Here is a 13,347-nt window from a genome sequence, read left to right on the forward strand (position 1 = left end):
GCCGCCCCCGAGGGGTACGGCGCGTTCGACGGTGACGACTGGTCAGGGCTTGGAGCCACCCTTGGTGGTGTAGTCCTTGATGCACTGGTCGAAGTTGTCGTTGTTGACCAGCGGGTTGTCGAGGAAGCCGTCCAAGGTGCACTGCACGATGGCCTGGGCGACCGTGAGCAGGTTGTCGACGGGCTCGATCGAGGTCGAGGGCAGCGGCGTCACGGTCACCGACGGAACCGGGACCGGCGAGGGAGTGTTGCCACCCTTGGTGCCGCCATCGTTGTCCTTGGTGCCGCCCTTGTCGCCGCTCGTGGAGGGGCTGGCCGACGGGCTGGGGCTCGAGACCGGGGGAGCGGCCTCGACGGTCTTGTCGCCGTCGGACTTGTCGTTGTCCTTGCCCTGCCCGTTGCCCTGCGGCGTGCTGGGTGCAGGGGCGGGGACGAAGAAGCCAGCGGCCAAAGACTCGTTGGGGACCGAGGTGAAGTCACCGTCGAGGTAGGCCTCGGCGATGCTCAGGACGAGGTTCACGTAGGACTGTGAGTTGTTGTAGCGGTAGATCGCGGCACGTTGCCCGGCCTCGGTGGCCAGGTTGTCGTTGCCCGAGCACAGGTAGACCGCGGTGCCCAGGGCGGCGTCGTCGATGTCCTGGGGGTTGCGCATCCCGTCGCCGTCGGCGTCGACACCCACCACCGACCAGGTCGAGGGGATGAACTGCATCGGACCCACGGCGCGGTCGAACTTCAGGTCGTTGTCGAACTGTCCGGCGTCGGTGTCGCGGATGACCTTGGTGTTGCGTGAGCCGTCGAGCGCGATGCCGTAGATGCCCGGTGTGGCCACGCCCTCGTCGTTCAGGGTGTTGCCACCGAAGCGACCGTGGTTGGACTCCACACGGCCGATCCCGGCGATCAGCTGCCAGGAGACGTTGCACTTCTTGTCAGCGGAGTTGATGACGGTCTCGGCACGCTGGTAGGCGGCCAGGGCGGCCGACGGGATGCCGTTGGTGCTCGCGTTGGCCACGACCTGCTGGGTGTCGGCGTTGCGCACCCCGAGGCCGGCGCCTTCGGAGGCGGAGACCGATGCGGGAGCCTCGATGGCGTCGTTCGGGACGCTGGCCCCATCGGGAAGCGACACGCTCACGTCGGGCGCCAACTGGTCGGCCGAGACGACAGCGGGGCCCGTGGCTGCGGTGGTGAGGCTGGCCGTCCAGGCCGCCGAGAGCAACGCCAAGGGCAGGATGGCACCCGCCTTGTGTGCTCGACCGAAGCGCTTGGTGGACATTGAGTTTCTCCCTCGTACCGATGACATGCCAGAGGTGGTTCGACGCCACCGCGGTCTTGGATGTTGGTGGCACAACGATTCGTGTGTCGCTGAGGTTACGGGACGTTCGCGTGTGAGTCTCAACACCAGAGATTTTCCATCGAGGACGTCCACGTGCCGTCGTGGTCATGACATCACGCGGACGCGGTGGTACTCCACTCGTCGTTCATCACGTGGGATCGGTCACGCCCCCGTGTCGGTGGTCCCGTGGCGAGTGGGTGGCGGTTGGCCGGCTGGGCCACAATGGCGGGGTGAGTTCTTCCCCGGTAGACCCCGCCGATCCAGCGACCCACCAGACCGATGAGCGACCGGTCGGTCCCTCCGAGGCCGGAGCCACTTCGCTGTCGCTCTTCGCGAGGGGGCAGGCCGTCACCCCCGGTGGCGTCAACTCGCCGGTCCGGGCCTTCAACGCCGTCGGCGGCAGCCCACGGTTCATCCGTTCCGCGCAGGGCGCCTGGCTCACCGACGTCGACGGTGAGAAGTACGTCGACCTCATCTGCTCCTGGGGTCCGATGCTGCTGGGTCACGCCCACCCCGAGGTGATGGCCGCGGTGACCGAGGCGGTGAGCCGCGGCACGTCGTACGGCACCCCGACCGAGCCCGAGGTCGAGCTCGCCGAGGAGATCGTGGGGCGTACGCCGGTGGAGAAGGTCCGGTTCGTGTCCTCCGGCACCGAGGCCACCATGTCGGCCATCCGCCTGGCCCGCGGCTTCACCGGCCGGGACATGGTGGTGAAGTTCGCTGGTTGCTACCACGGTCACGTCGACCCGTTGCTGGCCGCCGCCGGGTCCGGAGTCGCCACTCTCGGCGTCCCCGGAACCCCCGGGGTCCCGGAGTCGGCCACCGCGCTGACCATCGTGCTGCCCTACAACGACCGGGCCGCGGTGACCGAAGCCTTCGCCCAGTACGGCGCCCAGATCGCCTGCCTGATCACCGAGGCGGCCGCCGGCAACATGGGGGTCGTCCCGCCCGAGCCCGGGTTCAACGAGTTCCTCGCCCGCACCTGCCGCGAGAACGGCGCCCTGTTCGTCTCCGACGAGGTGATGACCGGGTTCCGCGCCTCGCGCGACGGTTACTGGGGTCTCGACGGGAAGCACGAGGGCTGGACCCCGGATCTGATCACCTTCGGAAAGGTCATGGGTGGGGGTTTCCCCGCGGCGGCCTTCGGTGGTCGCGCCGACGTGATGTCTCACCTCTCCCCGGAGGGGCCCGTCTATCAGGCCGGCACGCTGAGCGGGAACCCGATTGCGACCACGGCCGGCTTGGCGACGCTGCGGCTGGCCGACCAGGGCGTCTACGACCACCTCACCGCGGCCGGTGAGGTCATCAAGCAGGCGGCTGGTGCGGCCCTGAAGTACGCGGGGGTCCCCCACACGATCCAGAGCGCGGGCACGATGTTCTCGGTGTTCTTCTGCGAGGGGCCGGTGCGTAACTTCGAGGAGGCGTCGGCGACCGACGCCACGGCGTACGCCGCGTTCTTCCACGAGATGCTGCGTCGGGGGGTCTATCTGCCGCCTTCGGCGTACGAGGCGTGGTTCCTGTCCGCCGCCCACGACGACCGAGCGGTCCAGACGATCGTGGACGCTCTACCGTTTGCTGCACGAGCAGCCGCCCAAGCGAGCCAGACCAGCGGCCAGACCAGCGGAGGGTCACGATGAGCACCGAGACGATCGTTCACCTGTTGCGCCACGGAGAGGTGCACAACCCCGACGGGATCCTCTACGGACGCCGCGACGGCTTCCACCTCTCCGACCTCGGTCAGAAGATGGCTCAACGCGTCGCCGACACGGTGTCCGACCGCGACATCACGCACCTGCGGTCCTCTCCACTCGAACGGGCCCAGGAGACCGCGCGCCCGATGGCGGCCGCCCTCGGACTCGACATCGTCAGCGACCCCCGGGTCATCGAGTCGGCGAACAAGTTCGAGGGTGAACGCTTCGGCGCGGGCGCCAAGACGCTGCGCAATCCCAAGCACTGGCGGCACCTGTGGAATCCGTTCACCCCGTCGTGGGGGGAGCCCTACACCGAGGTGGCGGCCCGCATGATGGCTGCCGTGTACGACGCCCGCGACGCCGCGTTGGGCCACGAGGCCGTGGTCGTCTCCCACCAACTGCCGATCTGGACGACCCGCCTGGCCGCCGAGGGGCGCCGGTTCGTCCATGACCCCCGCTCGCGACAGTGCACGTTGTGCTCGCTGACGTCGCTGCACTTCCGCGACGAGCGTCTGGTGAAGGTCTCCTACTCCGAACCGGCCGGTGACCTCATCCCCGTCGCCGACCGTTCGGCCACGTTCTCCTCCGGTGGGGCGGCCGACTGACCGTGTCGCTTGCTAGCCGTCTGGCTCCGAGAAGTGTCCTGTTGTGCACCCTGGTTCTGGCAGGGGTGCTCTCGGGGTGCACGGGCCTCCCCGACAGCGGCGAGAAGGGGTACGTCACCGGGGACGGCCTCGTGCGACAGATCGCCCCAGCCGAGCGCACCGAACCGATCGAGTTGACCGGCGAGGATCTCGACGGCGGGACGGTGGCGGTCGATCAGAACTCCGGTCAACCCCGCGTCGTGGTCGTGTGGGGGTCCTGGTGCGTCGAGTGCCGCCAGGAACAGGACGAGGTGAACGCGGCCGCCGAGGAGCTCGCCGGCGTCGCCACGTTCATCGGACTCGACACCCGGGAGACGTCGGCCGACAACGCGCGCGCCTACGAACGAGAGTTCGACGTGCAGTACCCCTCCATCGACGCCAACGACGGCAAGGCGATCCTGGCCTTCAACGGCACCCTGAGCTTCGCCTCGGTCCCCGCCTTCGTCGTCCTCGACGCCGAAGGCCGGGTGGCGGCCAGCATCGTGGGCCGGTTGCCCTCCCAACGAACCCTGGTGACCCTCGTCGAGGACGTCGCCGCGGAGACACCGGACTCGACCGATGGCTGAGTGGTTCCAGAGCCAGGCGCTGTCGGGATCGCTCGCGCTCGCCGTACCGGTCGCGATCATCGCCGGGCTCGTCTCCTTCTTCTCCCCGTGCGTGCTGCCGTTGCTGCCGGGTTACCTCTCCTACGCCACCGGCCTGTCCGGGGCCGACCTGGCCTCCGGTGAGGCCGGCGCGCACCGCGGACGGATGTTCCTCGGTTCGGTGCTCTTCGTGATCGGTTTCGGCTCTGTCTTCGTGGCCATCGGTGCGCTCTCGGGAGCCGCGGGCGGATTCCTCGTGGAGTACCGCCGGACCCTGACCGTTGTGTTCGGTGCCCTGACGATCGTGCTGGGGCTCGCCTTCGCCGGTTTCCTGCCGTTCTTCCAACGTGAGTGGCGGGTGCACAAGGTGCCGGCGGTCGGGTTGGCGGCCGCACCGTTGCTCGGCTTCCTCTTCGGCCTCGGCTGGACCCCCTGCATCGGGCCGACGCTGGCTGCGATCAGCACCCTGTCCCTCAACGAGGCGACCGCGTCCCGCGGTGCCCTGCTCTCCGCCTTCTACGCCGCCGGGCTGGGGCTGCCGTTCATCCTCGCCGGGTTGGCCTACAACAAGGCCCTGGGCGCCTTCGCGTTCGTACGCCGCCACCAGACTTTCGTGATGCGCCTCGGCGGGTTGATGCTCGTCGCGGTGGGCCTCGCCCTCGTGACGGGTGTGTGGGACAACGCGGTGGCGTGGCTGCAGGTCAACCTGATCAGTGAGACGACGGTTCCGGTTTGAGCATCCGCATGAGCACCTCAGGAAGCACGCCATGACGACCACGACGAACAGCCCGGGCCGGCTCAACCCCGGCAGCGAGCCGCCCCCGCAGCGTCGCCCCGGCGAGCTGAACGCACGCGAACTCGCCCGGTGGGGGTGGCGCCAACTCACCTCCATGCGCACCGCGCTCCTGCTGCTCCTGCTGCTCGCCCTGGCGGCCATCCCGGGTTCGGTGGTGCCGCAGGAGGGCGTCGACGCGCTGGCGGCCTCGCGCTGGCGCGACGAGCACCCCACGCTCACCCCGATCTACGAGACGCTGGGCCTGTTCTCGGTCTACAACTCGCCGTGGTTCTCGGCCATCTACATCCTGCTGATGATCTCCCTGATCGGATGCATCATTCCGCGCACGATGGTCTACGCCCGCGCGCTGCGGGCCCAGCCACCCCGGGCGCCGCGGCACCTGACCCGGTTGGCCGACCACCAGACCTACGAGACCGACGAGCACCACGACGCCGTACTCGATCGCGCGCGAACCTCGTTGAAGTCCAGGGGCTACCGGGTGCGGGCGGCCGACGAGGGTGACGACTACGTCAGCGCCGAGCGCGGCTACCTGCGCGAAGCCGGCAACCTGATCTTCCACCTGTCGGTGATCGTGGTGCTTGTCGGCTTCGCGATGGGCAGCCTGTTCGGCTACAAGGGCGGTGTGATCGTCACCCAGGGCGGAGGCTTCGCCAACGACCCCGGCCAGTACGACGACTTCGTGCCCGGCAGTCTCTTCCGCTCCGAGTCGATGGAACCGTTCTCGTTCACCGTGGACTCCTTCGACGTCGAGTGGTTGCGCGACGGCCCTGCGGTGGGAACGGCCCGGAAGTTCAACGCCGGGCTCACCTACCAGGAGTTCCCGGGAGCCGAGGAGAAGACCTACGACCTACGGGTCAACCATCCGCTGGCCATCGGCTCGACCGAGGTTTTCCTGGTCGGCCACGGCTACGCGCCCCAGATCACCGTCCGGGACGGCGAAGGGAACGTCAGCTGGTCCGGGCCGACCGTGTTCCTGCCCCAGGACCCGTCGTTCCTGTCCTTCGGTGTCGTCAAGGCCCAGGACTCCCAGCCACGCGGGATCGGCCTCGAAGGCTTCTTCTACCCGACCTTCGCGCTCATCGATGGCGACCCGATGACGCTGGTGGGGGAGGACCTCAACCCCCGGCTCTCCATGCTCGTCTACTCCGGCGACCTGTCGATGAACGCTGGCGGCTCCCAATCGGTCTACGTCTTGGACAAGGCCAACGCCGACGAGGTGATCGACCCGGAGACCGGCAAGCAGATGCGGATCGGTCTGGCCGTCGGCCAGACCGTCGAACTGCCCGACGGTCTCGGCTCGGTCACCTTCGACGGGGTCGAGCCCTGGACCCGGGTACAGCTGAGCCAGAGCCCCGGCAAACGGATCGCTCTCGTCGGCGTGGTCCTGGCGCTGCTCGGTCTGCTCGGCTCCCTGTTCATCCGGCCCCGCCGGGTCTGGGTCCGAACCCGTCGCGAGGGTGGGGTCACACTGGTGGAGATCGCCGCCCTGGACCGGACCAACGGTGGCGACGTGGCCGACGTACTCGATGACGTGGTGGGGGACCTGCGAGCCGCGGAGACGCCCGGTGAGCAGTCCGACACCACAGACCAGTCGAACCAACCGAAGGGAACAGCGTGACCGACGTAGCCTGGGAAGCCCTCAGCGACCGGACCGTAGCCGCCGCGGGAATGGTGTACTTCCTCGCCCTGCTGGCCCACCTCCTCGAGTGGGCAGCGATGCGGGAGCCGAAGGTGGCCCAGGCCGTGGCCGCCTCCGGGTCGTCCCGCGGCGCGGCGGGGTCGGTTGCCCTGGCGGGTCCCGCGACAGGCGGGAACGACGCTGCGGTGGAAGAACGCGGTCGACGCGTCGCCTTCCTGGGTCGGGTCGGACTCCTGCTCACGATCCTGGCGGTCTCGATTCACGCCGTGTCCCTGATCGGCCGTGGCATGGCCGCAGATCCCAACCGGGTTCCGTGGGGCACGATGTACGAGTTCACCCTGGCGGGCACGTTCTTCGTGGCGCTGCTCTACCTGGTGCTCTATCGGAAGTTCGCCCTGGCTTGGATGGCGCCGCTGGTGCTGACCTTCGTGCTGTCGACCCTGATGGTCGCGGTCATCTGGCTGCACAACCCGGTCTCACCGCTCACCGAGGCGCTGAACTCCTACTGGTTGGTCATCCACGTCGTGGCAGCGGTGATCGCCACCGGAGCCTTCACGTTGGGTGGTCTGCTCTCCGCGGTCTACCTGCTGAAACTACGTCGCGGTGGCGACTCCGCCAGCGCAACCGGCGCCTGGGCTCGGGTGCCGTCGCTGGCCGTACTGGACCGGGTGTCCTACCGCATCCACGCCTTCGGTTTCCCGGTCTGGACCTTCGCGGTCCTCATCACCGGTCCGATCTGGGCCCACGAGGCGTGGGCGTCGTACTGGAACTGGGACCCGAAGGAGGTCTGGGCCTTCATCACCTGGGTCGTGTACGCCGGCTACCTCCACGCCCGCGCGACCGCCGGATGGAAGGGGCGCAACGCCGCGATCCTGGCTCTGGTGGGCACCGCGACGCTGTGGTTCAACTTCATCGGGATCAACTACTTCTCGACCACCAGCCAGCACTCGTACGCCGCACCTGCGGTCAGCGTGAGCGCTCCGGCCGCCGTCGTGGAGGGCCCGCTCGCCCTCTGACGTGCTGTCAGCTATCCGAGTCGTCGGGGTTCTTGCGCTTCCGATCCAGGTCGCGCAGGAAGTCCTCGTCGTCGTCGGGAGCGATGATCCTCGGCGGGGTCCGGGGACCTCGCGGGGCCCGCCGAGGGCGAGTCCCGCCCTGGCCGCCACCGGGGGCGGCGCCGCGCTCTTGCAGGGTGCGCACCAAGAAGTACGTCGCGACGGCGAAGAGAATGACCACCAACAAGAACTTCAGCACCCCTCCAATGTAGAGGGCAGATGGTGATCGTGCCGGGGATCGCACCCGGATGGACCAATCCGGAGTTCGCGCCTGACCGTGGGCCCTCTACGCTGGGGTGGTGAAGGAGTTCGTGGTCTACACCGCCCTGCGTCTGGTTCTGCTGGTGGCCTCTGTCGGAATCGTGTTCGGCATCTGGTCGGTCTTCGCTGACGAGGTGCCCCTGTTCTGGGTCGTCGTCGTGGCGTTCGTGCTCAGCGGTATCGGTTCGTTCTTCGTCCTCAACGCACCGCGCCAGGCCTTCGCCCGCCGGGTCGAGGCGCGAGCCTCCAAGGCCACTGCCGCCTTCGAGGAGCGTCGCTCCCGCGAGGACGTCGACTAACCACGAAGTTCGCCAGATGGGGCCACGAGGTTCGCCAGATGGGGCCACGAGGTTCGCCAGATGGGGCCACGAGGTTCGCCAGATGGGGCCACGAGGTTCGCCAGATGGCCCCGCGAAGTTCGCCAGATGGGGCCACGAGATCCCGCTAGTGCTTGCGGTTGATCCTGCGGTTCACGCGCGATTCGGATTGGCCGAGCAGTTTGGCGAGCAGGGGCACTCGCAGGCGATAGGCCACGAAGAAGACAGCGATCACGGCCAGGAAGATGAAGAACGACATACGCCGAGCGTACGCCGATCCGCAGGGTTCGGCGGTCACATCACCACTGCGCCGCCTCGAGGCAGGACCCGCAGGTCTCCATCCGGCGTACTTCGGCACCCCATGTGGCGAACTTCGTGTCTCCATCCGGCGTACTTCGGCACCCCATGTGGCGAACTTCGCGTCCCCATCTCCCGAACTTCGTGGGGGATGAGTCAGCGGAGGAGGAGGGGGACCGCGACCAGGGTGGCCCAGGCCAGCTCGGACAGGCCGATCTGCTGCAGAACGGGGATGAGAGCCGGGCCGGTGGCGGGGCCGCGGACGGTACGGACCGCCGGGGCGGCGATGACCAGGAAGCCCAGACCGGCCAGGGCCCACCAGGTCGAGGAGACCGCGACAGCGACGACCGCGAAGGCTGCGGCCAGGACCAGCAGGGCGAACAGCGAGCGGGTGCGGTCCTCCCCGAGGCGTACCGCCAGGGTCCGCTTCCCGGCCACCGTGTCGGTCGGGATGTCGCGCAGGTTGTTCACGACCAGGATCGCGCAGGCCAGGGCGCCGACCCCGACCCCGGCGTACAGCGCGGTCCACTCCCAGGTCTCGGTCTGCACGAAGGTCGTGCCGATGACGGCGACCAGGCCGAAGAACACGAACACCATCACCTCGCCCAGACCGAGGTAGCCATAGGGCTTCTCCCCGCCGGTGTAGAACCAAGCCGCGGCCACGCTGACCGCCCCCACGATCAGCAGCCACCACGCGGTCGTCGCCGCCAGCACCAGGCCCGCGACCCCCGCGACGCCGAAGGCGAGGAAGGCCGCACGTTTCACCGCGGCGGCGGACGCGGCACCCGACCCCACCAGTCGCATCGGACCGACCCGGTCGTCGTCGGTCCCGCGCACTCCGTCGGAGTAGTCGTTGGCGTAGTTCACCGCCACCTGCAGCGCCAGACTCACCACGAGCGCCAGCAGCGCCTTCCACGCGACCAACCCATCGACGTACGCCGCGACGCCGGTCCCGGCGAGGACGGGCGCGACAGCCGCGGGAAGGGTCCGGGGACGAGCGCCGGCGATCCAATCTGTTCGTGTGGCCACGAGAGCCGATTCAAGCAGTAACCCCTCGCGCAGTAGGTTCTCGGGCATGCCTCCCGACGTCGACGCCGTCACCCCGACGGGTACGCCGCAGCAGGTCGTGGCCACCGTCCGAGCCTGGTTGGACGGCCCGGCCGAGCAGCGACTGGTCGTCGCGACCTCCGGATCGACCGGCACCCCGAAGCGCGTGATCCTGCGCCGCGAAGCCGTGCTCGCGTCGGTCTCCGCAACCGAGGAGCGCCTGGGGGCGACCGGCCGCTGGGTCCTGGCCGTCCCGCCGACCTACATCGCGGGGATCCAGGTGATCGTCCGGTCCCTGCTCGCCGGCCACGAACCGATCCTCGGGACCGACCGATGGCCCACGGGCGACGCCACCTGGTTCGTCTCGCTGGTGCCCACCCAACTGCGCCGGATGCTGGACGAACCCGAGGCGACGACAGCGCTGGCCGGTGCCCACACGGTCCTGCTCGGCGGCGGCCCCATCGACCCGGGCCTGCGGGAGCGCGCGGCGACGGCGGGGATCACCACCGTGGCGACCTACGGCTCGGCGGAGACCGCCGGCGGATGCGTCTACGACGGGCGGCCCCTGCCCGGCGTCCACATCGACACCGAGCCGGACGGCCGGATCGTGATCAGCGGTCCGAGCCTCTTCGAGGGGTACCTCGACGAACCGGCCCTCACCGCGGAGGCCCTGCGCGACGGATGGTTCCGCACCTCGGACCTCGGCCGCATCGAGGGCGACCGACTCAGCGTTCTCGGTCGGATCGACGACGTCGTGGTCACCGGCGGCCTCAACGTGCCCGGTCCCGCCGTGGCGGTGCGCCTGCGTGAACACGCCGCGGTCACCGACGCGGAGGTGATCGGCGTACCCGATCCCGAGTGGGGCAACCGAGTCGTCGCCGTGGTCGAGGGGTCGTTAGGCCTGGATGCTGCGCGCGACTGGGTGGCCCAGGCCCACCCCCGATCCTGGGCGCCGCGCCAGGTCGTGACGGTCGACACCCTGCCGCGGTTGGCCAACGGCAAACCCGACCGGGTCGCGATGCGAGCCCTGGCCCAGGAGACCCCATGAACCCCGTCCCCGGCACAGGCCCCAGCCCCGAGATCCGGGTCTTCGCGATCCCCCTGCGAACCCGGTTCCGCGGCATCACGGTTCGCGAGGGCGTGCTGCTGCGCACCGACCGGGGATGGGGCGAGTGGAGCCCCTTCCTGGAGTACGACGCCGCGGTGGCCGAACCATGGTTGCGCTGCGCCGAGGAGGCCGCCGCCGGGGACTGGCCGACCCCGTTGCGCGACTCGATCCCCGTCAACGTGACCGTGCCCGCGGTCGACCCCGAGACCGCCCACCGCATCGTCACGCGCGGCGGGTGCGCGACCGCGAAGGTCAAGGTCGCCGAACCCGGCCAGAGCCTCGCCGCCGACGAGGCGCGGTTGGAAGCGGTCCGCGACGCCCTCGGCCCGTCCGGAGCGATCCGGGTGGACGCCAACGGGGGCTGGGATGTGGACACGGCAGTGGCCGCGATCGTTGCGCTCGACCGCGCCGCCGGAGGACTGGAGTACGCCGAGCAACCCTGCGCCGCCGTCGAGGACCTGGCCCGGGTACGCCGCCGCGTCGACGTACCGATCGCCGCCGATGAGTCGATCCGACGAGCCGCCGACCCCTACCGGGTGCGTGACCTCGAGGCCGCCGACATCGCCGTACTCAAGGTCCAACCCCTCGGCGGGGTGCGCGCCTGCCTGCGGATCGCGGAGGACATCGGGCTCCCGGTCGTGGTCTCCTCGGCGCTGGAGACCTCGGTGGGGATCGCCGCCGGCGTCGCGCTCGCAGCCGCCCTCCCGGAACTGCCCTACGCCTGTGGATTGGCCACCGTCCAACTCCTCACCGACGACGTGGTGACCACGAGCGCGTTGCCGGTCGGCGGCGTCCTCCCCATGCGCGCACCGCAGGTGGACGAGGCCGCCCTCGACCGCCTGCAGCCCGACGCGGACCGGGTGCGGCACTGGGAGGCACGGTGGGCCGAGATCCGCGACTACCGTGGTCGCTCGTGAGCAACCCCTCCACCGACCGGGCCCGCGCGGTCGTCCTCGCTCTGGTCGAGTCCGGCGTCCGCGAGATCGTGATCTCCCCGGGGTCCCGCAACGCACCCCTGTCGTTCGCGGCGTACGACGCAGCTCGGGCAGGGCTGCTGCGGCTCCACACCCGCATCGACGAGCGCAGCGCCGGGTTCCTCGCCGTCGGCCTGTCCCGGGGCGGCTCGCGCGCGGCGGTGATGTGTACGTCGGGCACCGCGGTCGCGAACCTGCACCCGTCGGTCCTGGAGGCGGCGCACTCCGGGGTCCCGCTGGTGGTCGTGACCGCCGACCGGCCGGAGCGGTGGCGCGGGACCAACGCGAACCAGACCACCGACCAGGTGGGGATCTTCGGCCCGCTGGTGCCCACCGTGGAGGTCACCCAGTCTCAGCATCCGCCGCCGCCCCTGTCACTGACGCTGCCGGCGTACGGTCCGACCCACTGGAATGTCCGCTTCGACGACCCGCTGACCCCGACCGAACCGTGGACGCCGCCCGCGGTCGCCCCCGCCGAACGGCGCCCACGTCGCGAGCGGTCCGTCAGCGGCGCGCTCCCGATGGGTCCCCGCACCGTGGTGGTCGCCGGCGACGACGCGGGCCCGCCGGCCCGTCAGCTCGCCGAGGCGGCCGGCTGGCCGCTGTTCGCGGAACCCTCCAGCGGCGCCCGCACCGGCGCGAACGCCCTGCGCTGCTACCGACTGCTGCTCGACACGGACCTGGCGCGCTCGATCGAACGCGTCGTCGTGGTCGGGCACGCGACCCTGTCCCGACCGATCAGTCGCCTGCTGCTGCGCGATGACGTGGAGGTGCTGGTCGCACCCCCGGTGGGGGTGTGGAACGCGCCGTCGCATCCGGCGACGGTGTTGGGCGGCGTACCGGCTCACCCGGCGGAGCCCGATCCGGAGGAGTGGTGTGAGTCCTGGCGTGCGCTGGACCGCACGCTGAGCCACACGCTGGACCGACTCCTCGCCGAGGAGACGTCGCTGACCCCCCACGAGGTCGCCGGAGCGGTCAGCCGCGCCCTGCCCGCGGGCGGGCTCCTCACGGTCGGTGCCTCCAACCCGATCCGCGACCTCGACCTGATGGCTCGCCCCTATCCCGTCGGCGAGCGGCGCCTGGTCATCGCCAACCGCGGTCTGTCCGGGATCGACGGGACCATCTCCACCGCGACGGGCGCCGCGCTGGGCCGCTCGATCAGGTACCCCACCGAGCAAGGGGGTCGCAACCTGGCCCTGATGGGCGACGTGACGTTCCTCCACGACAGCAACGGGCTCATCCTGGGCCCGGACGAGCCGCGACCCGATCTGACCATCGTGGTCGTCAACGACGACGGCGGATCGATCTTCAGCGTCCTCGAGCAGGGGGGCCCGGCGTACGCCGACTCCTTCGAGCGTCTCTTCGCCACCCCCCACCGCGCCGATCTGGCTTCGCTGTGCGCCGCCAGCCGGACCCCGCACTGGCGAGCCACCTCACTGCCCGAGCTGGAGCAGGCGCTGGCCAACCCGAACGGTGGGATCGAGGTCATCGAGGCCGTCGTGGGGCGTGCCGACCGGCGTGACCTGGACGCCCGGATCCGCGCCCTCGCCGACTCCCTCTGACTCCCGCTGAGTCGGCGCTAATCGACGCTCGTAGGACGTCGAG

General features: G+C 70.0%; 14 protein-coding genes. 10 read left to right on the forward strand and 4 right to left on the reverse strand.

Annotated features, from left to right (window positions below; all coding sequences use genetic code 11):
* Positions 1 to 42 precede the first annotated feature (42 nt).
* On the reverse strand, positions 43 to 1,269 hold the full coding sequence (locus ACYVLV_RS13150; protein ID WP_460810566.1) for a lytic transglycosylase domain-containing protein: 1,227 nt from the start codon (positions 1,267 to 1,269) through the stop codon (positions 43 to 45).
* A gap of 380 nt (positions 1,270 to 1,649) precedes the next feature.
* Here ACYVLV_RS13150 and hemL point away from each other — a divergent pair, with 380 nt between their 5' ends.
* Genes hemL through ccsB form a run of 6 tightly spaced genes read left to right on the forward strand, consistent with a single transcriptional unit; the run spans position 1,650 to position 7,699 of the window.
* The gene (gene hemL, locus ACYVLV_RS13155; protein WP_460811006.1) at positions 1,650 to 2,966 is read left to right on the forward strand and encodes a glutamate-1-semialdehyde 2,1-aminomutase; all 1,317 of its coding nucleotides are present in this window, start codon (positions 1,650 to 1,652) and stop codon (positions 2,964 to 2,966) included.
* Complete coding sequence (locus tag ACYVLV_RS13160; RefSeq protein ID WP_460810567.1) at positions 2,963 to 3,625, forward strand: histidine phosphatase family protein; 663 nt, start codon at positions 2,963 to 2,965, stop codon at positions 3,623 to 3,625. The genes hemL and ACYVLV_RS13160 overlap by 4 nt, the downstream gene beginning before the upstream one ends.
* Positions 3,626 to 3,666: 41 nt before the next feature.
* On the forward strand, positions 3,667 to 4,230 hold the full coding sequence (locus ACYVLV_RS13165; RefSeq protein WP_460810569.1) for a TlpA family protein disulfide reductase: 564 nt from the start codon (positions 3,667 to 3,669) through the stop codon (positions 4,228 to 4,230).
* Positions 4,223 to 4,984 (forward strand): cytochrome c biogenesis CcdA family protein, encoded by a 762-nt coding sequence (locus tag ACYVLV_RS13170; protein WP_460810570.1) that lies wholly within the window; start codon positions 4,223 to 4,225, stop codon positions 4,982 to 4,984. Before ACYVLV_RS13165 ends, ACYVLV_RS13170 begins: the two co-directional genes overlap by 8 nt.
* A gap of 31 nt (positions 4,985 to 5,015) precedes the next feature.
* Entirely contained in the window at positions 5,016 to 6,662 is a 1,647-nt protein-coding gene (gene resB / locus ACYVLV_RS13175) for a cytochrome c biogenesis protein ResB (RefSeq protein WP_460810572.1), read from the forward strand.
* Positions 6,659 to 7,699, forward strand: coding sequence for a c-type cytochrome biogenesis protein CcsB (gene ccsB, locus ACYVLV_RS13180; RefSeq protein WP_460810573.1), 1,041 nt, complete (start codon positions 6,659 to 6,661; stop codon positions 7,697 to 7,699). Before resB ends, ccsB begins: the two co-directional genes overlap by 4 nt.
* A gap of 7 nt (positions 7,700 to 7,706) precedes the next feature.
* On the opposite strand, the gene ACYVLV_RS13185 is transcribed toward ccsB, so the two are convergent.
* Positions 7,707 to 7,937, reverse strand: coding sequence for a hypothetical protein (locus ACYVLV_RS13185; RefSeq protein WP_460810574.1), 231 nt, complete (start codon positions 7,935 to 7,937; stop codon positions 7,707 to 7,709).
* A 100-nt stretch (positions 7,938 to 8,037) separates the two neighbouring features.
* Between ACYVLV_RS13185 and ACYVLV_RS13190 the strand changes: the two genes are divergently transcribed.
* Positions 8,038 to 8,298 (forward strand): DUF4229 domain-containing protein, encoded by a 261-nt coding sequence (locus ACYVLV_RS13190; RefSeq protein WP_460810577.1) that lies wholly within the window; start codon positions 8,038 to 8,040, stop codon positions 8,296 to 8,298.
* Between the two features lie 145 nt (positions 8,299 to 8,443).
* Here ACYVLV_RS13190 and ACYVLV_RS13195 read toward each other — a convergent pair whose 3' ends face one another.
* Positions 8,444 to 8,575: a hypothetical protein gene (locus tag ACYVLV_RS13195; RefSeq protein WP_460810580.1), complete on the reverse strand. Its 132-nt coding sequence runs from the start codon at positions 8,573 to 8,575 to the stop codon at positions 8,444 to 8,446.
* Between the two features lie 194 nt (positions 8,576 to 8,769).
* Complete coding sequence (locus ACYVLV_RS13200; protein WP_460810582.1) at positions 8,770 to 9,642, reverse strand: 1,4-dihydroxy-2-naphthoate polyprenyltransferase; 873 nt, start codon at positions 9,640 to 9,642, stop codon at positions 8,770 to 8,772.
* A 46-nt stretch (positions 9,643 to 9,688) separates the two neighbouring features.
* On the opposite strand from ACYVLV_RS13200, the gene ACYVLV_RS13205 reads away from it, so the two are divergent.
* Genes ACYVLV_RS13205 through menD form a run of 3 tightly spaced genes read left to right on the forward strand, consistent with a single transcriptional unit; the run spans position 9,689 to position 13,304 of the window.
* Positions 9,689 to 10,708 carry an AMP-binding protein gene (locus ACYVLV_RS13205; protein ID WP_460810583.1) on the forward strand — a complete coding sequence of 340 codons (1,020 nt, stop codon included), beginning with the start codon at positions 9,689 to 9,691 and terminating at the stop codon, positions 10,706 to 10,708.
* Positions 10,705 to 11,685: an o-succinylbenzoate synthase gene (locus ACYVLV_RS13210; RefSeq protein WP_460810584.1), complete on the forward strand. Its 981-nt coding sequence runs from the start codon at positions 10,705 to 10,707 to the stop codon at positions 11,683 to 11,685. Before ACYVLV_RS13205 ends, ACYVLV_RS13210 begins: the two co-directional genes overlap by 4 nt.
* Complete coding sequence (gene menD / locus ACYVLV_RS13215; protein ID WP_460810585.1) at positions 11,682 to 13,304, forward strand: 2-succinyl-5-enolpyruvyl-6-hydroxy-3-cyclohexene-1-carboxylic-acid synthase; 1,623 nt, start codon at positions 11,682 to 11,684, stop codon at positions 13,302 to 13,304. The genes ACYVLV_RS13210 and menD overlap by 4 nt, the downstream gene beginning before the upstream one ends.
* Positions 13,305 to 13,347: the final 43 nt, after the last annotated feature.

It is taken from the genome of Nocardioides salsibiostraticola, from assembly GCF_054783655.1.

Coding starts and splice junctions, on each gene's coding strand:
- ACYVLV_RS13150 (WP_460810566.1), bottom strand. CDS start 1,269: ATGTCCACCAAGCGCTTCGGTCGAGCACACAAGGCGGGTGCCATCCTG.
- ACYVLV_RS13160 (WP_460810567.1), top strand. CDS start 2,963: ATGAGCACCGAGACGATCGTTCACCTGTTGCGCCACGGAGAGGTGCAC.
- ACYVLV_RS13170 (WP_460810570.1), top strand. CDS start 4,223: ATGGCTGAGTGGTTCCAGAGCCAGGCGCTGTCGGGATCGCTCGCGCTC.
- resB (WP_460810572.1), top strand. CDS start 5,016: ATGACGACCACGACGAACAGCCCGGGCCGGCTCAACCCCGGCAGCGAG.
- ACYVLV_RS13195 (WP_460810580.1), bottom strand. CDS start 8,575: ATGTCGTTCTTCATCTTCCTGGCCGTGATCGCTGTCTTCTTCGTGGCC.
- ACYVLV_RS13205 (WP_460810583.1), top strand. CDS start 9,689: ATGCCTCCCGACGTCGACGCCGTCACCCCGACGGGTACGCCGCAGCAG.
- ACYVLV_RS13210 (WP_460810584.1), top strand. CDS start 10,705: ATGAACCCCGTCCCCGGCACAGGCCCCAGCCCCGAGATCCGGGTCTTC.